The following is a 20,220-nucleotide window of genomic DNA, read 5'->3' on the forward strand; positions in this document are numbered from 1 at the left end:
AAATTTGTGATCTGCTCTCACTTTCTGCCTTGCAGAAACATGGCAGTTAAACTTTAGGGCAGTGTCCCGTTCAAACAATTAAGGTAATAGCATGAGCAACGAATTAAAAACTCAAGTTGTTGTACTAGGCGGTGGTCCTGGTGGTTACTCTGCGGCATTCCGCGCTGCTGACTTGGGCTTAGAAGTTACATTGGTAGAATCTCGTGAAACATTAGGCGGCGTATGTCTTAATGTTGGTTGTATTCCTTCAAAAGCACTTTTACACGTAGCTAAAGTGATTGATGATGCAGCTGAAATGTCATCTCATGGTGTTACTTTTGGCGCACCAAAGATCGATCTTGACCAAGTTCGTACTTGGAAAGATTCTGTAGTTGGCCAGTTAACTGGTGGACTAGAGGGCATGGCTAAAATGCGTAAAGTGAAAGTTGTATCTGGTTACGGTAAATTCACTGGCAGCAATACTTTAGTAGTTGAAGGCGAGAAAGACTCTACAACTATCACGTTTGATAACGCGATTATTGCAGCAGGTTCTAAACCAGTTAACTTACCTTTCATCCCACAAGATGACCGTGTAATTGATTCAACTGGCGCGCTAGAGCTTAAAGATGTACCAGAAAAACTACTTGTACTTGGTGGTGGTATTATCGGTCTTGAAATGGGTACGGTTTACCGTGCACTAGGTTCTGCAATTGATGTTGTAGAATTTGCTGACCAATTAGTTCCAGCAGCTGATAAAGACATTATCAAAATTTACCAAAAATACGTAAGCAAAAAATTCAACGTAATGCTTTCAACTAAAGTTGTTGGTGTTGAAGCTAAAAAAGATGGCTTATACGTAACGTTTGAAGGTAAAAACGCACCAGCAGAACCTGTACGTTACGACAAAGTGCTTGTTGCAGTTGGCCGTACTCCAAACGGTAACTTACTTGATGCTGAAAAAGCGGGCGTAAACGTTGATGAGCGTGGCTTTATTAATGTTGATAAGCAATTACGTACTAACGTAAGCCATATTTTTGCAATTGGTGACTTAGTTGGCCAGCCTATGCTTGCGCATAAAGCGGTTCATGAAGGTCATGTCGCTGCAGAAGTTATTTCTGGTCAGAAGCATTTCTTCGACCCTAAATGTATTCCTTCGATTGCGTATACTGACCCAGAAATCGCTTGGGTAGGTGTTACTGAGAAAGAAGCAAAAGAGCAAGGCCTAAAAATTGAAACTGCGGTATTCCCGTGGGCAGCTTCTGGTCGTGCTATTGCATCATCTCGTACTGAAGGTTCTACTAAACTTATTTTTGATAAAGAAAGTGGCCGTATAATCGGTGGTGCTATGATCGGTATTAACGCGGGCGAAATGCTTGGCGAAATCGGTTTAGGTATTGAAATGGGTGCTGATGGTGAAGACTTAGCGCTTACTATTCATGCTCACCCTACATTGAATGAATCAATCGGCCTTGCAGCTGAAATTTTTGAAGGTTCGATCACTGACTTACCAAACAAAAAAGCAGTTAAAAAGAAGTAATTTAACTTTTTAGCATTTGTTTGAAAAACCCAACTTCGGTTGGGTTTTTTTATGCCTGGTTTTTAATTTAAGAGATGTTGAATTAATTCAATGATACGAATCTGCTTATATATGGGGTCTATTTAACGTTAAGAAAATTACGCTAGAACTAGGCAAAAGTTTTTGTATCTAGTTGTTCTAAATAAAAAATTTTTAACGACGTTATAGTGCAATTTAATTCGTTAAATTGATCAAAGATTTATGCAGGTTGGTATGGCTATAAATATAAGATTAAATAGCGATAAGTCGTTACAATGCGCGCTTAATTAATTGAAGGTAAATACAGTGAAAAACTCAGTTTTAGCATTACGCGCTCAACAAATAAGTGAATCCCGTCGAGAGTTTAATGCTCGAGGCGGTAAATTAGATCGCTGTGAGCAATGCTTAATAGCTAAGCACTACTGTATTTGTAAAGGTGTTGAGCATGCAGATTGTAAAGCAGCTGTGTGCTTATTAATGTATCACAATGAAAGTTTTAAACCTTCTAATACTGGGCGCTTAATTGCTGAAATAGTGCCAGATAACCACGCCTTTAGGTGGGACAGAACAGACCCTAATCCCGCTCTTTTAGCTTTGATAAGCGATTCACAATATCAGCCAATGGTAGTATTCCCTGCTGAAGATGTAGAAGAGGGCAGGGCCATTACCGAAATAAGTATTGAAGAGGGTAAAAAACCGCTATTTATATTTTTAGATGGTACCTGGCGTGAAGCTAAAAAAATGATTCGCAAAAGCCCATACTTAGATAACTTGCCTGTACTTTCTGTTACTGCTGATAAACTATCTGATTACCGATTACGTGTTGCCCCTCATGCGCATCAACTAGGCACTGCTGAAGTGGCTATTATGGTATTAGCACTTGCGGGCGAAATGGATGCATCTTCTAAATTAGAACAGCATTTTATTAAGTTTCGTGATGCGTATTTGCTTGGTAAGCGCAATAAAGGCCGACCGCTAGAAGAGTAGCTTTACGCAGTTAAGCGAAAGCTTGCTGCTCTTTCAAGTGAGCAAGTGCTTTATTTTGAATTGCTCTGAAGCCTTCTTCAGATGTTAATTGTAAAACCGTATTATATAATTGGCTTACGCTATTGTGAGCCTGAATAAACGAGGTGCAGTCCTCACCAATCATATCCTTAGCCTCTTCGACTCGCTTTAAAAAGTAACAGCTAATATCGGTTTTTCCCTTAAAGTGAGTAGTCGCAATAGCGTTTGCTATTCTATTAAGCTGATAACTAAATTCATCAGGTCGAGAACCCTCACCCCATTTACTAATAGAAATATCGCTTTCTAACTGGATAATTACGTTAAGTATGTTTTTAAACTCACTCATTGGCATATTTAAAAAGTTATAACCTTTGGGGCTAAATAAAGCTTTATACGGATTTTCGTTGGGAGTTTGGGCACTAAAAACACCAATTGGTTTTGCTGTACTTGCGTCTGATACTTTACATAAAAAGGTATTGCTTTGCGGCGTTTTAAAATTCATATCCATTGAGTATTTATGATCCTTGCGTTACTTAGTTATCGGCGCAATTAATGAAAAACTTAGCGAAATTTAAAATATTAATAAAGTATTTGAAGGTATTAATATTGATTAACTGGGATGCAGTATTACCCTGCAAAAGTTAGTGGTAGTTGCTTAGAGCTTTACTAAACCCAAATTTTAGGCAAAGAAAAGCGCGCTCTATCTCTAGGCGCGCTTGCGGAATCTTCTAATTTTCTGCATCCTGCAATTGAACTTAATCAACTCCAATTTTTACTAATCCATGTTTATTACTATATTACTTTTTAGTTCTATGTAATGTAGACCATCCGGGCCTGTATCCTTAAATTCCTAAACATCCTGTAGGGTAAATACTATTACCAAATCCTTAATTACACTTCCTAGTGTATCCCTATTTTAACCAATCCATTGTGTTGCCTTAAAGGCCTATCCATTTATTCCTTAAACATCCTGTTAAACAACTTAGCCGTGTTGTTATCCTTTTCGCATCTTCCTGACGCTGTCCTTTTTACAACATTGCGTTGTGATACTCATCCTGAGCCTGTCCTAAAATCCGTGTTGTCCTGGTAACCTAATCATTGGTTGGTTGAGTAAGCAGTCCATTTCCTTTTACTCAATAAGCGTCATTGCTTGGTTGATGCGTAAATTATAGTGCAATAGAGCAACTAAAATAGGGATAAAACTACATTCAATTAGTATTTACGCAATAGTAATAATGTGAAAGCTCAGTTAATACAGGTGCTTAGGTTGTTTTTGTGTGTTTTTTATCTTGATTTTTACTCATTAGCTGTCACATCCGTGAGACATCTCTTACACTGCATTTCCTTTTTGGGCGTTATTTACATATTTACATTTATTTAAAGTGTGCACTTTTTGAATGAGCGCGGTAGAATTCGATGATAATAACAATTATTTAGGTGAAATAATGAAGACAGTATTTACACTTGTTTTAGGATTAGCAGCATCGGCACCAGCCTTTGCAAGTGACGTTGTTAATATCTATTCTTTTCGTCAGCCGTTTTTGATTCAGCCAATTTTAGAAGATTTTACAAAACAAACGGGAATAAAAACCAATGTTGTTTTTGCTAAAAAAGGGTTAATTGAGCGTGTTAAACGTGAAGGTAAACATAGTAAAGCCGATTTAGTATTAACCTCTAATTTTAGTGCGCTTATTCAATTAGAAGATTTAAAATTAACACAAACTATAAAAAGTGACAGTGTAAATAATAACGTGCCTGCAGCTTTTCGTGACGGTGATGGCCAATGGGTCGCGCTTACTAAGCGAGTGCGTAATGTGTATTCATCAAAAGAGCGAATTGGTGCGTTACCTAAGCTCACTTATGAAGATTTAGCAGATCCTAAATACAAAGGACAAATTTGTACGCGTTCTGGCAAACATCCATATAACTTAGGTTTAGTGGCTTCTATGATTGCACACCATGGTGAAGCGCAAACCAAAGAGTGGCTTGAAGGTGTTAAGGCTAATTTAGCACGTAAACCTCAAGGTAACGATCGTGCTCAAGTTAAAGCCGTTAAAGAAGGTTTATGTAACTTGGCATTAGGTAATAGTTACTACCTTGGTAAAATGCTAGAAGATAAAGAACAAAAAGGTTGGGCTGAGGCCGTAAATATTAACTTTCCGAATCAAACTAATCGTGGCTCACACATAAATGTTTCGGGTGCGGTTATTACCAAATATGCTAAAAACCCTGAAAATGCATTAAAGCTCATAGAGTATATGACCGACAGCAAAGCACAAAACATGTATGCCTCATTAAATATGGAGTATCCAGTTAAGTCGGGTGTTGAACTATCAAGTTTGGTTGCGTCTTGGGGGAGTTTTAAAGAAGACAGCTTGCCACTTGATGAGATTAGTAAATATCGTCCGTTAGCGCTTAAGCTAATTGATGAGGTGAAGTTCGATCTTTAATGACTAATAAATTTAAGCTGTCTAAATGGCAGCTCTTTGCGTGGTCGACTGGCTTAATTCTATCGGCCCCGTTGTTTTTTCTTCTTTTTGAATCTCTACAAGGTAGCTCTGAGGTGTTTTCTCACCTGTGGGATACCGTGCTTTGGGATTACATAACCAATACCGTATTGCTTGTTTTAGGTGTTTGCGTCCTTAGCTGCGCCATAGCTTTGCCACTTGGATGGCTAACGGCTTACTGTAGTTTCCCGGGTAAAAAACAGTTTGAATGGGCACTTATGCTGCCCCTTGCTATGCCCACCTATATTATTGCCTATGTATACACTGATTTATTAGATTATGCGGGCCCGGTGCAAATAGCGCTGAGAGAATGGTTTGGTTGGCAATCGCCTAATGACTATTGGTTTTTTGATATACGTACATTACCCGGCGCCATCGTTATGATTGCCTTGGTGCTTTATCCGTATTTATTTTTGATTTTTAAAACGGCTCTTCGCGAGCAGTCATTCAAATTAGTACAAGCTAGCCAGTTAATGGGATTATCTCCTTGGCAAAGTTTCTTTAAAGTAAGCTTAGTACTCTCTCGTGGGGCTATTGTGGCGGCTCTTGCGCTTATAAGTATGGAAACCATGGCTGACTTTGCAACAGTGAGTTATTTTGCCGTAAGTACATTAACTACGGCTGTGTACGATACGTGGTTTGGTTATTACTCACTTACAGCGGCAGCTAAAATATCGGGTGTGATGTTATTACTGTTATTTTTAGCATTAATGGCAGAGCGCTTTAGTCGTCGTAACCAAGCTGTATTTGAGCGCCAATCAAGTGTAAATAGTGAATCTCTCTATGTATTAAAAGGAAAGTCAGCTTGGCTCGCAACGGCATTTTGTAGCTTTATTTTACTTATCGCGTTTGTAACTCCTATTGCAGTACTCATAAATTACGCCATTACTTACTTTGATAAAGCATGGAATGTAGAGTTTTTTAGTTACGCTTGGCAAAGTTTAAAAGTGGCAGGGGTTGTGAGCCTAATAACGATTACGTTGAGTGTTTTTGTGGTTTTTTATCAGCGTGTGGCAAAGCAAACGTATCCGCTTATTCCTGGGCGTTTAGCAAGCACAGGATATGCGTTGCCTGGCACAGTACTCGCTATTGCGGTTTTGTTACCCCTTACATTATTAGAGAACACCATTAACACAGCGCTCGAGCCGTATAATTTAGATATTGGCTTACTGCTTACAGGTAGCATTCTTACTATTATTATTGCTTATATTGTTAGGTTTTACGCCATTGCACACGGAGCAATTGAGTCGAGTTTTTTACGTATTAGCCCATCACTTGATATGGCAAGCCAATCAATGGGTAAAAGCCAAGGACAAACACTGCGTTTAGTGCACCTACCTTTACTGCGAAGAGGATTGCTTACTGCTGCGTTATTGGTATTTATTGAGTGCATGAAAGAACTGCCGGCTGCGCTATTGCTCAGGCCGTTTAATTTTGAAAGCTTAGCTACTCATGTATTTCAGTATGTGAGTGACGAGCAGTTAGAGCTTGCTTCTATATCGGCATTATTTATTGTTATTGTTGGGTTTATTCCTTTGTATTTTATTAATCGTTCTATGGAGCAGCGTAGTTAAATGAGTAGTTTAATTTTACAAGGCGTGAGCTATCACTATAACGGCACAAAGGTTATCCACAATTTAGATTTAACAGTAGGTAAAGATGAAATTGTTTGCCTACTCGGAGCGAGTGGGTGCGGCAAAACGACCACGTTAAAAGCGATTGCAGGTTTAATTGAAGCTAAGCAAGGGTCTATTTTTATAGACGGTAAATTAGTGAGTGATGAGCAATCGTTTGTCTCGCCTGAGCACCGTAACATCGGCATGATGTTTCAAGATTATGCATTGTTTCCGCATTTAACGGTAGCAAATAATATCGCATTCGGGCTTAGTAAAATGAGTAAAGCTCAAAAGCAGCAACGCGTTGATGAAATGCTTAAGCTGGTACATTTAATTGGCTGTGCCGACAGGTTCCCGCATCAGTTATCGGGTGGTCAACAGCAGCGTGTAGCTATTGCTCGTGCATTAGCTTATAAGCCTAGTTTATTGCTACTTGATGAGCCCTTTTCAAATATCGACACACAAGTACGCTTTGAATTAATTGCCGATATACGTCGAATTATTAAGGCAACTCAAGTGTCTGCTGTGTTTGTTACACATTCAAAAGAAGAGGCGTTTGCGTTTTCAGATACACTTGCCATTATGCATCGCGGTAAAATTGAGCAACAAGGCACGCCCGAGCAGCTTTTTGCAGCTCCATGTTCAAAGGAGGTTGCAGAGTTTCTGGGTCAAGGCATATACTTGAGCGCAGAAGTATTAACAGCAACTGAATACAAAACACCATTTGGTTTAGTCGAATCTTATATTGAGAGTAAGCAAAACGTAAGCGTAGGGCTTATATATGTGCGCCCTCATCAAATAGAATTAGTGGCAGATAACCAAAGTGACAAACTCAGCAAGCGAGCTACAATCATAAGTCGTCGCTTTATTGGTTCGGCGTATGTTTATTCACTTGTTATTGATAAACAAGAAATTGAAGTTGCTGCACAATATGGCCAGTCATTTGAAAATAATGAACAGGCTATAATAAAAATAAAACCTCACACGGTGAATTTTTTCGAATCGTAATTAATTTGTTATTCGCTGTGTTTTTATCTGTAAAACTAAGGAATAACAATGGCGCAAGCGCAATCAGGGATTTGTGCTGAAGCAAACTTACACGGTTTGCACTTATTTTTTAATGTGTTTGATGGTCAAGATGAATCACTTCGCGCAAAGTTAAAACAAGTAAGCGCTATTGAAGAAGAATTTAGCGATCAATTTTCAGAATCAATGCTCTCTTGTATGGTTGCTATTGGTGCGCAATATTGGCCGCATATCCTCCCTGAATACATCCCAAGCGAATTACAGAGCTTTCCTAATATAAACCATAGCGATCATCAAATGAGCGTACAACCGTGCGATTTATTTGTGCAAATTCGCTCTGACCGTGAAGACGTTAACCATTTATTTGCGCTGCAAATTTTAAAACTATTTGCTCCCGATGTTGAGCTGGTGGAGCAAATTCGTAATTTTCGCTTTTTAGATGGTCGTGATTTTAATGGTTTTATTTATGGTGGCGACACCGCACATGGAAGAAAAAAGCGCGCTACGGCTTTAATTAGTAACCCTGGCAATTTTGAAGATCAGGGGAGTTATATTCATGTACAGCGCTATAAGCATGATTTAACTATGTGGCAGCACTTATCATTGAGCGAGCAAGAACAAATAATGGGGCGTACGCGCCTTGATAACACGCTAATTACCCCCGCGATCGAAACCAGCCATGCTTCGCGAAGTGAGCTAAAAGACGAAGACGGACAACCGCTATTATTAAATCAGAGCATGCCTTATGGCGATGTGTATGAGCAGGGAATGTTATCAATTACATGCTCTTGTACGGGCACCGCATTTGAAAAAGTACTTAATAGTCGTTTAGGGGAAGGGGATTGTTACGACCACTGGCTTGATTTTACTCAAGCCGATATGGGTTCTGCTTTCTTTGCGCCTTCAGTCGGGTTTTTAAAACAAATTTAGTTTGCTATTAAACCGTATCAAATAAAATGCGAACACGTTCAAGTGTTACATCTATTTCAGATATTTTAGCAGGAGCGATAAAAATAGTATCGTCGCCTGCAATTGTTCCTAGTACGCCATCTGCTTTACCTAATGAATCTAATAAACGAGCGATAAGCTGAGCGGCGCCTGGACTGGTACGAATAATGATCATCATTTCGTTGTGCATAATGTCGATTACTAATTGGCGTAATGGGCTTTTAGCCGTAGGTACACCCATTTCAGCAGGTAAGCAGTAAACCATTTCTTGTTTGGCGTTACGTGTGCGTACAGCACCAAATTTACTTAACATGCGCGATACTTTACTTTGGCTTATATTGTCAAAGCCTTGATCTTTTAATGCATCAACTATTTCGCCTTGAGAGCCAAAATTTTCTTCTTTTAATAGTGATTTAAATGCTTTTACCAGTGCTTCTTGTTTATCTTGTGGTTGCATAGTCTTTATTCGTTTTTGTTATTTATGCCGCAAATTCTACACAAAAATGAATAATTATGCAGCAGTTGTTTAGTTAACTTGTCAGTTTGATGCGTTAAATCACAAAAGTTTACGACTATGGTCGAAAATATACTTGAAATAGACAGGATAAATTTGTTTTTAGTCGCTAATTTCATTATCTTAAGAGCCACAAATGTTTCCTACCTCAAATTACGGAGAATTCCAATGAAAGTTGCTGTATTAGGTGCTGCAGGCGGTATCGGCCAAGCGTTGTCTTTATTATTAAAAACAGGCTTACCAGCTGGCTCTGAATTATCACTTTATGATGTTGCACCAGTAGTACCAGGTGTTGCGGTTGACCTTTCTCACATCCCAACAGATGTTAAAGTAGCAGGCTTTGGCGCAGACGAATTAAACAAAGCGCTTGAAGGCTCTGACATCGTTCTTATCCCAGCGGGTATGCCACGTAAACCAGGTATGGATCGTGCTGATTTATTTAATGTAAATGCTGGTATCATCAAAACTTTAGCAGAAGGCATTGTTGCTAGCTGTCCTAAAGCGTTAGTAGGTATTATTACTAACCCAGTAAATGGCACAGTTCCAATCGTTGCTGAAGTATTCAAAAAAGCAGGTACTTACGACGCTAAACGCGTATTCGGTATTACTACGCTTGACGTTATTCGTTCAGAAGCATTTGTTGCTGAACTTAAAGGCGTAGACGTAGCAACTGTGAAAGTACCAGTAATTGGTGGTCACTCAGGCACAACTATTCTTCCTCTACTTTCTCAAGTTGAAGGTGTTTCTTTCACTGATGAAGAAGTTGCTGCACTTACTCCACGTATCCAAAATGCGGGTACTGAAGTTGTAAATGCTAAAGCAGGCGGTGGTTCAGCTACGCTATCTATGGGTGCTGCTGCAGCTCGTTTTTGTATGTCTTTAGTTAAAGGCCTACAGGGTGAAGAAGTTGTAGATTACGCTTACGTTGCTGTTGAAAGTGGCGATGCAGAGTACTTTGCACATCCAGTACGTTTAGGTAAAAACGGCGTAGAAGAAATTCTTTCTTACGGCGAACTAAGCGCATTTGAAACAAAAGCAAAAAATGACATGCTTGAAACACTGAAAAAAGACATCAAAGAAGGTGTTGATTTCATGGCGTAATAGCCAAAGTAGAATAACAAAAAAGCCTGCATTTGCAGGCTTTTTTATTGCTCAGAATTAATTTCACACTGTGTAACTAGTTAAAACTAGTGGTCGCGGTCAACCGCAATACGAGCAAGGCTTATGAGTGCTTGCTTATAGTCAGACTCAGCTAAAAAGTCTAAACACGCAATAGCTTTGTCAGCTTCAAGCTCTGCTTTTTGCATTGTAAATTCAAGCGCATTAGTTTGCTTTAGTGCCGATAGAATTTCTTCTAAATGCTCCATACCATTACTGTGCTCTATTGCATCACGAATAAGCTGCGTTTGCTGCTTGCTACCATGTTGCATAGCATAAATAAGTGGAAGCGTTGGTTTGCCTTCAGCTAAATCATCACCAATGTTTTTACCCAACTGCTCAGCATCTGCATTGTAATCGAGTACATCGTCTACTAGCTGAAACGCAGTACCTAAATGCATACCATATAGGTTTAGTGCATCGAGAGTAGTTTGGTCTTGCTCAGTAATAATGGCAGCAAGGCCTGTCGCTGCTTCAAACAACTTAGCTGTTTTAGAGTAAATAACCTGCATATAACTGGCTTCGGTCGTATCTGGGTCGTTGCAGTTCATTAACTGCAATACTTCACCTTCAGCAATAATGTTTGTTGCATCGGCAAGTATTTGCATAATCTGCATTTTTCCAAGACCAACCATAAGCTGAAATGAACGAGTGTAAATAAAGTCACCAACCAATACGCTAGCAGCATTACCAAATTCAGCATTTGCTGTAGGCGTGCCACGTCGTAAGTTTGATTCATCTACAACATCATCATGCAATAGCGTTGCTGTATGAATAAACTCAACAATTGTTGCAAGTGTTATGTGATCTTTACCCTGATAACCGAGCGCTTTGGCTGCTAAAATTGCCAGCATTGGACGAACGCGTTTGCCGCCACTGCTAACTATATATAAACCAAGCTGATTAACTAACGCCACATCTGAGCGCATTTGCGCATGTATAAGTTGATTGACGTCATTCATATCGCTTTCGATTAACGCCTGGATAGCTTTTATATCCATTGATCTCCGAGCCAATTTTTATGTGTGAACGGCGCAGATTGTACAACAAAAAATGCACTAGCTCGATATTTTGTGACGATTGATTGAAAAAACACTATTAAAGTACTTAATTTAGACTGAATTAGCCAAGATAACTGATTAATTGATAATCAATATACAGTTTATGGTGTGCTTAGATATTAAGCTGTGAGGGTCATATTTGAGTACATTAATTTATTTCGACTAAGAGTTAAAAAGCGCTTGGCAAAAGGGCTAATTAATATAAAATGGGGTAAATATTGAATTGCTCTCAAAGCAGCTACTTTTTATTCATTTTAATTACAAAATAGGCTTGCTAGTTATTTCGCGTTAGCGTAAACTTCGCGCCCTATCGAAGAATATTTTAGTTGCGCCGATTTGAGGGTGCACAGACGGAGTTAATTATGTACGCGGTTTTCCAAAGTGGTGGTAAACAGCATCGTGTGACTGAAGGTCAAACGATTCGTCTTGAAAAATTAGACGTTGAAACTGGTGCGGCAGTAGAATTTGATTCAGTACTTTTAGTTGCTGATGGTGAGAAAATCGAGATCGGTGTACCGTTCGTAAACGGTGGCAAGATAACAGCTGAGGTTGTTTCACATGGTCGCGGTGAGAAGATTAAGGTTGTTAAATTTAGACGCCGTAAGCATTCTCGTAAGCAAATGGGCCATCGTCAATGGTTCACTGAAGTTAAAATCACTAGCATTAGCGCTTAATTAGAGGTACTTAGAAATGGCACATAAAAAAGCAGCTGGTAGTACTCGTAACGGTCGCGATTCAGAAAGCAAACGCCTAGGTGTTAAGCGTTTTGGTGGCGAATCAGTTCTAGCGGGTAGCATCATTGTTCGTCAGCGTGGAACTCGTTTCCACCCTGGTACTAACGTAGGTATCGGTAAAGACCACACTATCTTCGCAAAAGCAGATGGTAAAGTTCAGTTTGAACAAAAAGGTCCTTTAAACCGTAAATACGTAACTATCGTAACTGAGTAATCAGTAAGGTAGTTAAAAACCCCGCCTTTGCGGGGTTTTTTGTTTTGTAGTCAGTCAAAATATATACCCAAGCCTGCATTTGTGTTGGCTTGGGTATATAATAGAGTTATTAAACAAGCCAATCCCTAAAGTGAGTAATCATGAAGTTTGTAGATGAAGTAGAAATTCGCGCAGAAGCTGGAGACGGTGGCAGCGGCATCGTGTCTTTCCGTCGTGAAAAATATGTTCCAGATGGTGGACCAGACGGCGGTGACGGTGGAGACGGTGGTAGTGTTTATCTACAAGCTGATGAAAACTTAAATACCCTAATTGATTATCAGTTTGAGCGCTTTCATAGAGCTGAACGTGGTACTAATGGTCGTAGCCGTAACTGTACAGGCCGAAAAGCCGATGATTTATTTGTTATGGTGCCTGTAGGCACGCGCATCATGGATGTTGATACCCAAGAGGGACTTGGCGACTTAACTCAAGATGGTCAACGAATTTTGGTTGCAAAAGGTGGTTTCCACGGCTTGGGGAATGCACGTTTTAAATCAAGTACTAACCGAGCACCTCGTCAAAAAACATTGGGCACACCCGGTGAAGTACGTAACTTAAAGTTAGAGTTACTATTATTAGCTGATGTAGGCTTACTAGGATTACCAAATGCAGGTAAATCTACGTTTATCCGCAGTGTATCTGCAGCAAGACCAAAAGTAGCTGATTACCCATTCACGACGCTTATTCCTAATTTAGGTGTGGTACGTCCAGAAGCAAATAAATCATTTGTTATAGCCGATATTCCGGGTCTAATTGAAGGTGCATCTGATGGTGCAGGCCTAGGTATTCGCTTCTTGAAGCATTTAGAGCGTTGTCGTGTGTTATTGCACATTATTGATGTAATGCCGGTAGATGGTTCAAACCCTGTTGATAATGCATTCTCGATTATTAACGAGCTACACCAATACAGTCCTAAATTAGCTGAAAAACCACGCTGGTTAGTGTTTAATAAAATAGATTTATTACCAGCAGATGAAGCAAAAGCGCTATGCGAAGCGATTGCAGAAGAGCTGGGCGAAACTGAAAATATTTATCACATTTCAGCAATTAATAAACTTAATACTCAACCTTTAATCCACAACATAATGACACTACTTGATAGCATGCCTAAAGAGAAGTTTGTACAAGTTGAAGATGAAGAAGTTGAATTCAAGTGGGATACCTATCATGAAAAAGCCACTAAAGGTAAAGGCAATGATGATGATTGGGACGACTGGGATGAAGATGATTACGACGTAGAAGTTGTCTACGAGCGTTAATTAAATAAAATTTATTAAAAAGGAGCTTATGCTCCTTTTTCTTTGTTTAAGAATAAAGTACTAGGTGTTTATTATGATAATTTCAATGATTGCAGCAATGGCAAATAACCGTGTAATTGGCCTAGATAATAAAATGCCATGGCATTTACCTGCGGATCTTCAGCATTTTAAAAAAATAACTACGGGTAAACCTGTGATCATGGGTCGTAAAACTTTTGAGTCAATAGGCCGTCCTTTACCTGGGCGTCGTAATATTATTATTACTCGAAACAGCGAATATACTGCACAGGGTATTGAAGTGGTAACTACACCAGAGGCCGCACTAGAACTAGTTTGTGCTGTTGAAGAAGTAATGATTATTGGTGGCGGTAATATTTATGAGCAATTTTTACCAAAAGCAGAACGCTTGTATTTAACCTTTATTGATTTAGATATTAAAGGCGATACACAGTTTCCTGATTACAATAAAGTTGCTAATTGGGACGTGAAAGAAGAGCAAGAAAACCTTCCTGATGAAAAAAACAAATCTAGTTATAAATTCGTAACTTTGTATAAAGAACATTAACATTATTGCGTAATTTTTGATAGATTGATATAATATTTGATAGTCTATATAAGAACAAAGTATTATAAAGGGTTTGTCATGTTTAAATTACCAAAGCTAGTTGCACTTACTGCTGTTGTCGCTGTAAGTTCTTTTTCGTATACAGCACCTGCAAATGCTGAAGATCAATTAGCAGTATCTATTTGTGAATATATTGCGGCAGACGATAAAAACCGATTACGCAGCAAGCTTAAAAGCTCTCGTGTAAAAATTCGTAATATTTATGATGCAGTACAATGTAATGGTAATAACTTATTACGCCATGCTGTTGCTAGTAATGCAGTGGATACTGGTGAGTATATAGTTAAAAACTTATCAAAAAGTGCTCTAGCAGATGGTGCTGATATTGCTTGGGCTGAAGGCAACTTTGCTAGCTCACCACTTATTGCAGTAATTAAAGATCGCGCTGGTCTTTAATTATAAAAAGGTTTTATAACTCTACCTTCAGTAAGGTATTGTTAAATATTAATTAGTCTGAAGTTGTTATTAATAACAACTTCAGACTTTTTTATTTAGCTAATGTAATCTCACCCCTAACAAAATCATTAATAAGTTCACTATTTACCTATCTATTTTATATTCCCAAAGTGTAGAGTCTTCATTTTAAAAGCAGCTTCAAATTTACTTCTTCAAAAGAGGTAACTTTATTCAGCTGGTATCTATTTTGTATCTGCTAGTTTATTTACAAACTTAATCACTAAGGATAGATATGAAAGCTGTAATTCCAGTAGCAGGCTTAGGGACGAGAATGCTCCCTATGACAAAAGCTATTCCAAAAGAAATGCTCCCTATAGTTGATAAACCTCTAATTCAATATATTGTCAGCGAATGTGTATCTGCCGGTATTAAAGATATTGTATTAGTTACACACAGCTCTAAAAATGCAATCGAAAACCATTTTGATACAAGTTACGAGCTAGAAGCTACTCTTGAAAAACGTGTTAAACGTGCTTTATTAGATGAGATTCGCTCTATTTGTCCGCCTGATGTCACCATTATGAGTGTACGCCAAGGTGAAGCTAAAGGGCTAGGGCATGCTATTTTGTGTGCTAAGCCAATAGTTGGTGACGATAACTTTGTAGTGCTCCTGCCAGATGTGATACTTGATGCTTATACAGCGGACCAAAAAACTGAAAACTTAGCGGCCATGATTAAACGCTTTAAAGAAACTCAAGCAAGTCAAATAATGCTTGAGCCAGTAGCTAAAGAAGACGTTAGTAAATATGGTATTGCTGATATAAACGGTGTTGAGTTAATGCCAGGTAAAAGTGCTGCAATTAAAGCAATGGTTGAAAAACCTGATGCAGATTTAGCACCTTCAAATCTTGCTGTTGTAGGGCGATATGTACTGAGTAAGAATATTTGGCCTCTACTCGCAAAAACGTCTGTAGGTGCTGGCGGTGAAATACAACTTACAGATTCTATTGACGCATTAATGGCACAAGAAACCGTTGAAGCATTCCATATGAGTGGTCGCTCTCACGATTGCGGAGATAAGTTAGGCTATTTAAAAGCAATTGTAGAGTACAGCATGCGGGATAAAAAGTTAGGTAATGACTTTTCTCGCTTTATAAATGATTTGAATTTACCTTAACTACAGAGCAATAAATTTTATGAAAACTATAGAAGCTAAAATAGTTTTCATAAAATGTAGTGAACTCGGTCTACAAACCTTTGCTAGACTACTCTGAGTTACTAAGTTAGTTACACTTTACCTACACTGTAATAGGTTACGTAGTATGATTGTTACTTATTCTGTATTGATCTTTTAAAGGAACCACCATGATTGAGCAAGGCCAAGAATTACCATCGGTTACGTTAACGCAATTAACTGACGACGGTATGCAATCTCTTACAAATAAAGAGTTGTTTGAAGGTAAAAAAGTCGTGTTATTTGCAGTGCCAGGTGCATTTACACCAACGTGTTCAAATGCACATTTACCTGAATTTATTACTCTTGCTGATAAAATTAAAGCAAAAGGTGTTGATGCTATTTACTGTGTATCTGTTAATGACGCATTTGTTATGAAAGCATGGGGCGACTCGCAAAACGCGCAAGAAATTACAATGCTTGCTGATGGCGATGGAAGTTTCACTAAATCGTTAGGGCTTGATAAAGATACCGCTAGTTTTGGTGGTTTACGTTCAACGCGTTACGCTATGATTGTTGAAAATGCAGTAGTAACTGGTTTATTTGTAGAGCAAGACAAAGAGTTTGTTGTAAGCCGCGCAGAATCAGTACTAGAGAAGCTATAACAGTAATAAAGTGTAGGTTTTAGCTTTAATTAATCAGCTACTTACTATTTAAAAACCGATGTTGGAAACAACATCGGTTTTTTATTTACGGCTCAAACTTTAAATTACGGTTGGTATTGTCCGCTAAGTGTTAAACCAGAGAAAGTGCTATAAGCGTTAACGCTCAAGTGCCAAGTACCTGCTTGTGGATTGGTAAATGTACATGTTTCTGCGTTGCCATTTTTATAAGGGCGACAATCGTACGTAGTGGTTGTTGGTTGGCTGCCATATTTTACAAATAAGTCTGCATCGCCACTTCCACCCGACGTTGTTACTGCAAACGTACTCATTCCTGCAGGTACATCTAACGTGTAATGTTTCCACTGACCAGTATTGGCTGTCACATCGCTTATAGTACCGCCGCCAGCTTGTGGAGTGCCTGTACTGCCACCAGACGATGAACCACCAGTAATATTACCTACCAAGCTCACAGCTGAATACGCAGAGTAGCCGTTAAGCATTACGTGGTAAGTGCCTGCTGTAGGGTTATCAATAGAGCACTCTTCGCTATTACCGCCTTTATAAGGGCGACAGTCATAGGTAGTAGTTGTAGGTTTACTGCCCGCACGTACGTATAAATCAGCATCACCAGTACCACCACTCATAGTGAATGTTACGTTAGTTGCACCGCTTGGTACGGTCATCGTGTAAAATGCTTGTGCATTTGCAGCCCCACTTAAACCTGTTTTAGCTTCACCATTAATAAGCTCGCTATCACCGCCTGTAGGCGGAGTGGTGCCGCCACTTGCTGCTGCAACAGCTGCGGCTGCATCAACAATACCCGTACCACAGCTAGTACATGTAGCAGGGAACGAACGGGTTGTTGATTTTAAAATACTTTCTATTTCGTCAGGCGTTGCATCTGGTTTTGCTTGCTTAATAAGTGCAGCAACACCTGCTACGTGAGGCGCAGCCATTGATGTACCTTGCGAATAACCGTAGCTGTCGCTTGAAGGTGTAGACGAACCTGAATTGTAAGTTGATAGAACACCTTCAGAGTCGTTTGCAAAACTTTGCGCGCCACCCGGTGCTGCAACATCAATATTGCTACCGTAGTTTGAGTAATAAGCTCGACCGCCATTACGACCTACTGATGCTACGTTTACTACACCATTACAGTTACCTGGGTTGTAGTTTGCTGAGTTATCGTTATCGTTACCTGCAGCAATAACTACCACAGTGCCGTTACTACGCGCGGTGTTAATTGCATTTTGAGTTGTCGAGCTACATGAACCGCTGCCGCCTAAACTCATGTTTATTACATCTGCAGGGTTTGAGTTGGCAGGAATACCTGAAACACTTCCGCCAGATGCCCAAATAATACCATCTGCAATATCAGAGGTTAAACCACCACACTTACCAAGTACACGAACAGGCACTACTTTTGCGTTATAAGCTACGCCTGCAACACCTTCACCGTTATTGGTTACCGCAGCAACTGTGCCGGCTACGTGCGTGCCGTGCCAGCTAGAGTTTTGTGCACCGTTAGTGCCACATTCATTCGCAGCAACTGCATCACCAGGATCACGTGCATCGCTATCGCGACCACCGCCATCGTTAGCTACCGATAGGTTAGAGATCATATCGTAACCCGGTAAAATGTTAGCATTTAAATCGGCATGTGGGCGGTAACCTGTATCTAGTACAGCTACAACTACACCGCTACCCGTTGCTGTATCCCATGCAGTAGGTAAGTTTAAACCACCGGCTTGCTCGTAGTAGTGCCATTGGTCATCAAAGCGAGGGTCGTTAGGAGTTGAAAACGGCTTTAACATTTGATCCACTTCAATGTATTCCACATTGCCTGAATCAACCATTTCTTGCATAAATTCTTGCGCTTCTGCTGTACTTAATTTTTTATCAGCACGCATTACGTGGTGGTTATTAAGTGCCATTGCACGAATATATTTTGCTTTTACTTTGCCTTTTTTAGAAGTGAAGTTTTTAACAAAGCTCTGTGCGCGCTTTTTCATGCTAGACGGGTTTGCGTCAGCAGTTGAAAAGCTCGCCATTTCGTTATTATTTTTATATTTAATAATGAACTGAGTTTCGAAACTGCCTTGGCTTTGTAGTTTAGCCGATGTTTCAGCCATTGAACTTGAAACTGATTGAGCCATGCCAGATGTTGCTGCAAAAAGCGTACTAACTGTAATTGCAATTGCGCATCTTTTAAAAGTTTTACTAGTTGTCATAATTATCCCTAGATTTTTATTTATTATTTCGTGATATAAGATCACGATGCGGGAACAAAAGTAAACGATCTGTTAACTAGGTTAAAATATCAATTTATTATGTACCTCTTTCATTTAGTTATAACCCAGGTTTTTAGCGGTTTACTCGTTGTTTAGTATTTGTCATATAAATTAAAAATAAGCATAAAGGGTTGTTTTATTGTGCGAGTAATTATTCTCCACTTATTACTGATGTGTTTTTGTTGTGTTATTACTAATAATTCAAATGCTGCGTTGTTAGCTATTAAACTTTGCTATAATCGAGCAAATTTTTTAATGAGATAAATAAATGACCCAAGTAGATGTAATTGTAATAGGTGCGGGAGCTGCAGGATTAATGTGTGCAGCGCAAGCTGGATACCGTGGCCGAAGCGTTACAGTACTTGATATGGGAAAAAAACCAGGTCGTAAAATTTTAATAAGTGGTGGTGGGCGTTGCAATTTTACAAATGAAAATGCAACCCCGGATAACTACTTATGCACAAACTCTCATTTTGTTAAATCATGCTTAAGTCGTTATACACAGCATGACTTTATTGAGCTGGTGGACAGACATGGCTTGGCGTATCACCATAAAACACTAGGCCAGCTTTTTTGCGATAACAATGCACAAGACATTGTTGATATTTTACTAACCGAATGTGAGTGGGCCGGAGTAAATATAAAGCTACGCAGTGAAGTGATCAGCGTATCAAAAACCGAAACCGGCTATAGCGTTACCACAGAGCAAGAAACCTTAAGCTGTGAGTCGTTAGTTATTGCATCGGGTGGCTTAACCATGCCAAAACTAGGGGCTACACCAATAGGTTATAAAATTGCAGGGCAGTTTGGCTTAAGCGTGTTACCAACTATGGCTGCACTTGTGCCGTTTACTTTGCATCAGCATGATAAAGAGCGTTTTGAAGGGCTTTCGGGAATTAGTATTCCATGTGAAGTTTCAAGCGAAGACGGCACCGTATTTAAAGAAAATATCCTCTTTACTCACCGAGGGTTATCGGGCCCTGCAATATTGCAAATAAGCTCATTTTGGCGAGCAGGGCAGGCTGTAACTATAAACCTATTACCTGAAATTGATTTAAGGCAGCAACTTGCTGATTGGCGTGAAACACAAGCCCAAAAGTCGTTAAAAAACAGCCTTTCGACTATTTTACCTAAACGCTTTATAGAAATACTGCACGAAAGCAAAGCGATACCAGATTGTAATATTAATCAGCTTACACATGCCCAAATAGATGAGCTGGTAAATTATATTCATGCTTGGCAAATTAAACCCAATGGCACAGAAGGTTATAGAACAGCAGAAGTAACATTGGGCGGTGTAGATACCGACGAGTTGAGCTCAAAAACCTTTGAAGCTAAAAAAGCTAAAGGCCTATACTTTATAGGCGAAGTAACTGACGTAACGGGTTGGTTAGGGGGCTACAATTTCCAGTATGCTTGGAGCTGTGGATTTGCTTGTGGGCAGTACGCTTAAG

General features: G+C 39.4%; 19 protein-coding genes. 15 read left to right on the forward strand and 4 right to left on the reverse strand.

The annotated features are described in order from the left end of the window. Window positions 1-91 precede the first annotated feature (91 nt). Window positions 92-1,516: a dihydrolipoyl dehydrogenase gene (gene lpdA / locus I6E85_RS04045; protein WP_007586124.1), complete on the forward strand. Its 1,425-nt coding sequence runs from the start codon at window positions 92-94 to the stop codon at window positions 1,514-1,516. Window positions 1,517-1,840: 324 nt separating this feature from the next. Then, complete coding sequence (locus I6E85_RS04050) at window positions 1,841-2,521, forward strand: tRNA-uridine aminocarboxypropyltransferase (protein ID WP_024590630.1); 681 nt, start codon at window positions 1,841-1,843, stop codon at window positions 2,519-2,521. A gap of 10 nt (window positions 2,522-2,531) precedes the next feature. Here the strand turns inward: I6E85_RS04050 and I6E85_RS04055 are convergent, their stop codons facing one another. Then, window positions 2,532-3,047: a hypothetical protein gene (locus I6E85_RS04055; protein WP_024590631.1), complete on the reverse strand. Its 516-nt coding sequence runs from the start codon at window positions 3,045-3,047 to the stop codon at window positions 2,532-2,534. Window positions 3,048-3,984: 937 nt separating this feature from the next. Between I6E85_RS04055 and I6E85_RS04060 the strand changes: the two genes are divergently transcribed. From I6E85_RS04060 to I6E85_RS04075, 4 genes are read left to right on the forward strand one after another with little or no spacing between them, the layout of a single operon-like run. Further along, on the forward strand, window positions 3,985-4,989 hold the full coding sequence (locus tag I6E85_RS04060; protein WP_024590632.1) for a Fe(3+) ABC transporter substrate-binding protein: 1,005 nt from the start codon (window positions 3,985-3,987) through the stop codon (window positions 4,987-4,989). Beyond that, window positions 4,989-6,620 (forward strand): iron ABC transporter permease, encoded by a 1,632-nt coding sequence (locus I6E85_RS04065; RefSeq protein WP_024590633.1) that lies wholly within the window; start codon window positions 4,989-4,991, stop codon window positions 6,618-6,620. The genes I6E85_RS04060 and I6E85_RS04065 overlap by 1 nt, the downstream gene beginning before the upstream one ends. Then, window positions 6,621-7,670 carry an ABC transporter ATP-binding protein gene (locus I6E85_RS04070; RefSeq protein ID WP_024590634.1) on the forward strand — a complete coding sequence of 350 codons (1,050 nt, stop codon included), beginning with the start codon at window positions 6,621-6,623 and terminating at the stop codon, window positions 7,668-7,670. A gap of 48 nt (window positions 7,671-7,718) precedes the next feature. Continuing rightward, window positions 7,719-8,618: a Dyp-type peroxidase gene (locus tag I6E85_RS04075; protein ID WP_024590635.1), complete on the forward strand. Its 900-nt coding sequence runs from the start codon at window positions 7,719-7,721 to the stop codon at window positions 8,616-8,618. A gap of 7 nt (window positions 8,619-8,625) precedes the next feature. On the opposite strand, the gene argR is transcribed toward I6E85_RS04075, so the two are convergent. Further along, window positions 8,626-9,093: a transcriptional regulator ArgR gene (gene argR, locus I6E85_RS04080; protein ID WP_002957753.1), complete on the reverse strand. Its 468-nt coding sequence runs from the start codon at window positions 9,091-9,093 to the stop codon at window positions 8,626-8,628. Between the two features lie 225 nt (window positions 9,094-9,318). Here argR and mdh point away from each other — a divergent pair, with 225 nt between their 5' ends. Next, the gene (gene mdh, locus I6E85_RS04085; protein ID WP_024590636.1) at window positions 9,319-10,251 is read left to right on the forward strand and encodes a malate dehydrogenase; all 933 of its coding nucleotides are present in this window, start codon (window positions 9,319-9,321) and stop codon (window positions 10,249-10,251) included. Between the two features lie 86 nt (window positions 10,252-10,337). Here mdh and ispB read toward each other — a convergent pair whose 3' ends face one another. Beyond that, window positions 10,338-11,309 (reverse strand): octaprenyl diphosphate synthase, encoded by a 972-nt coding sequence (ispB, locus tag I6E85_RS04090; RefSeq protein ID WP_024590637.1) that lies wholly within the window; start codon window positions 11,307-11,309, stop codon window positions 10,338-10,340. Window positions 11,310-11,731: 422 nt separating this feature from the next. On the opposite strand from ispB, the gene rplU reads away from it, so the two are divergent. The 7 genes from rplU to I6E85_RS04125 all read left to right on the forward strand — a co-directional run bounded on the left by rplU (window position 11,732) and on the right by I6E85_RS04125 (window position 16,475). Next, window positions 11,732-12,043, forward strand: a complete 312-nt coding sequence (gene rplU, locus I6E85_RS04095; protein WP_002957748.1) for a 50S ribosomal protein L21 — start codon at window positions 11,732-11,734, stop codon at window positions 12,041-12,043. Window positions 12,044-12,059: 16 nt separating this feature from the next. Then, entirely contained in the window at window positions 12,060-12,317 is a 258-nt protein-coding gene (gene rpmA, locus I6E85_RS04100; RefSeq protein ID WP_002957747.1) for a 50S ribosomal protein L27, read from the forward strand. A 140-nt stretch (window positions 12,318-12,457) separates the two neighbouring features. Continuing rightward, the gene (gene cgtA / locus I6E85_RS04105) at window positions 12,458-13,615 is read left to right on the forward strand and encodes an Obg family GTPase CgtA (RefSeq protein WP_010553337.1); all 1,158 of its coding nucleotides are present in this window, start codon (window positions 12,458-12,460) and stop codon (window positions 13,613-13,615) included. A 73-nt stretch (window positions 13,616-13,688) separates the two neighbouring features. Further along, entirely contained in the window at window positions 13,689-14,180 is a 492-nt protein-coding gene (gene folA, locus I6E85_RS04110; RefSeq protein WP_024590638.1) for a type 3 dihydrofolate reductase, read from the forward strand. A gap of 78 nt (window positions 14,181-14,258) precedes the next feature. Continuing rightward, the gene (locus I6E85_RS04115; protein ID WP_197236625.1) at window positions 14,259-14,636 is read left to right on the forward strand and encodes a DUF3718 domain-containing protein; all 378 of its coding nucleotides are present in this window, start codon (window positions 14,259-14,261) and stop codon (window positions 14,634-14,636) included. Window positions 14,637-14,928: 292 nt separating this feature from the next. Next, the gene (gene galU, locus I6E85_RS04120; RefSeq protein ID WP_007586080.1) at window positions 14,929-15,813 is read left to right on the forward strand and encodes a UTP--glucose-1-phosphate uridylyltransferase GalU; all 885 of its coding nucleotides are present in this window, start codon (window positions 14,929-14,931) and stop codon (window positions 15,811-15,813) included. Window positions 15,814-16,001: 188 nt separating this feature from the next. Beyond that, on the forward strand, window positions 16,002-16,475 hold the full coding sequence (locus I6E85_RS04125) for a peroxiredoxin (RefSeq protein WP_007586078.1): 474 nt from the start codon (window positions 16,002-16,004) through the stop codon (window positions 16,473-16,475). A 104-nt stretch (window positions 16,476-16,579) separates the two neighbouring features. Here I6E85_RS04125 and I6E85_RS04130 read toward each other — a convergent pair whose 3' ends face one another. Continuing rightward, the gene (locus I6E85_RS04130; RefSeq protein WP_197236626.1) at window positions 16,580-18,706 is read right to left on the reverse strand and encodes a S8 family peptidase; all 2,127 of its coding nucleotides are present in this window, start codon (window positions 18,704-18,706) and stop codon (window positions 16,580-16,582) included. A gap of 328 nt (window positions 18,707-19,034) precedes the next feature. Here I6E85_RS04130 and I6E85_RS04135 point away from each other — a divergent pair, with 328 nt between their 5' ends. Next, the gene (locus tag I6E85_RS04135) at window positions 19,035-20,219 is read left to right on the forward strand and encodes an NAD(P)/FAD-dependent oxidoreductase (protein WP_024590641.1); all 1,185 of its coding nucleotides are present in this window, start codon (window positions 19,035-19,037) and stop codon (window positions 20,217-20,219) included. Window position 20,220 lies beyond the last annotated feature (1 nt).

Source organism: Pseudoalteromonas sp. NZS71, from assembly GCF_015864715.1.
Taxonomy (GTDB): Bacteria; Pseudomonadota; Gammaproteobacteria; order Enterobacterales; family Alteromonadaceae; genus Pseudoalteromonas; species Pseudoalteromonas arctica.

Excerpts from the sequence above, each read along its gene's own strand:
- lpdA (WP_007586124.1), top strand. The coding sequence starts at position 92 with ATGAGCAACGAATTAAAAACTCAAGTTGTTGTACTAGGCGGTGGTCCT.
- I6E85_RS04055 (WP_024590631.1), bottom strand. The coding sequence starts at position 3,047 with ATGGATATGAATTTTAAAACGCCGCAAAGCAATACCTTTTTATGTAAA.
- I6E85_RS04060 (WP_024590632.1), top strand. The coding sequence starts at position 3,985 with ATGAAGACAGTATTTACACTTGTTTTAGGATTAGCAGCATCGGCACCA.
- I6E85_RS04065 (WP_024590633.1), top strand. The coding sequence starts at position 4,989 with ATGACTAATAAATTTAAGCTGTCTAAATGGCAGCTCTTTGCGTGGTCG.
- I6E85_RS04070 (WP_024590634.1), top strand. The coding sequence starts at position 6,621 with ATGAGTAGTTTAATTTTACAAGGCGTGAGCTATCACTATAACGGCACA.
- I6E85_RS04075 (WP_024590635.1), top strand. The coding sequence starts at position 7,719 with ATGGCGCAAGCGCAATCAGGGATTTGTGCTGAAGCAAACTTACACGGT.
- argR (WP_002957753.1), bottom strand. The coding sequence starts at position 9,093 with ATGCAACCACAAGATAAACAAGAAGCACTGGTAAAAGCATTTAAATCA.
- mdh (WP_024590636.1), top strand. The coding sequence starts at position 9,319 with ATGAAAGTTGCTGTATTAGGTGCTGCAGGCGGTATCGGCCAAGCGTTG.
- ispB (WP_024590637.1), bottom strand. The coding sequence starts at position 11,309 with ATGGATATAAAAGCTATCCAGGCGTTAATCGAAAGCGATATGAATGAC.
- rplU (WP_002957748.1), top strand. The coding sequence starts at position 11,732 with ATGTACGCGGTTTTCCAAAGTGGTGGTAAACAGCATCGTGTGACTGAA.
- rpmA (WP_002957747.1), top strand. The coding sequence starts at position 12,060 with ATGGCACATAAAAAAGCAGCTGGTAGTACTCGTAACGGTCGCGATTCA.
- cgtA (WP_010553337.1), top strand. The coding sequence starts at position 12,458 with ATGAAGTTTGTAGATGAAGTAGAAATTCGCGCAGAAGCTGGAGACGGT.
- folA (WP_024590638.1), top strand. The coding sequence starts at position 13,689 with ATGATAATTTCAATGATTGCAGCAATGGCAAATAACCGTGTAATTGGC.
- I6E85_RS04115 (WP_197236625.1), top strand. The coding sequence starts at position 14,259 with ATGTTTAAATTACCAAAGCTAGTTGCACTTACTGCTGTTGTCGCTGTA.
- galU (WP_007586080.1), top strand. The coding sequence starts at position 14,929 with ATGAAAGCTGTAATTCCAGTAGCAGGCTTAGGGACGAGAATGCTCCCT.
- I6E85_RS04125 (WP_007586078.1), top strand. The coding sequence starts at position 16,002 with ATGATTGAGCAAGGCCAAGAATTACCATCGGTTACGTTAACGCAATTA.
- I6E85_RS04130 (WP_197236626.1), bottom strand. The coding sequence starts at position 18,706 with ATGACAACTAGTAAAACTTTTAAAAGATGCGCAATTGCAATTACAGTT.
- I6E85_RS04135 (WP_024590641.1), top strand. The coding sequence starts at position 19,035 with ATGACCCAAGTAGATGTAATTGTAATAGGTGCGGGAGCTGCAGGATTA.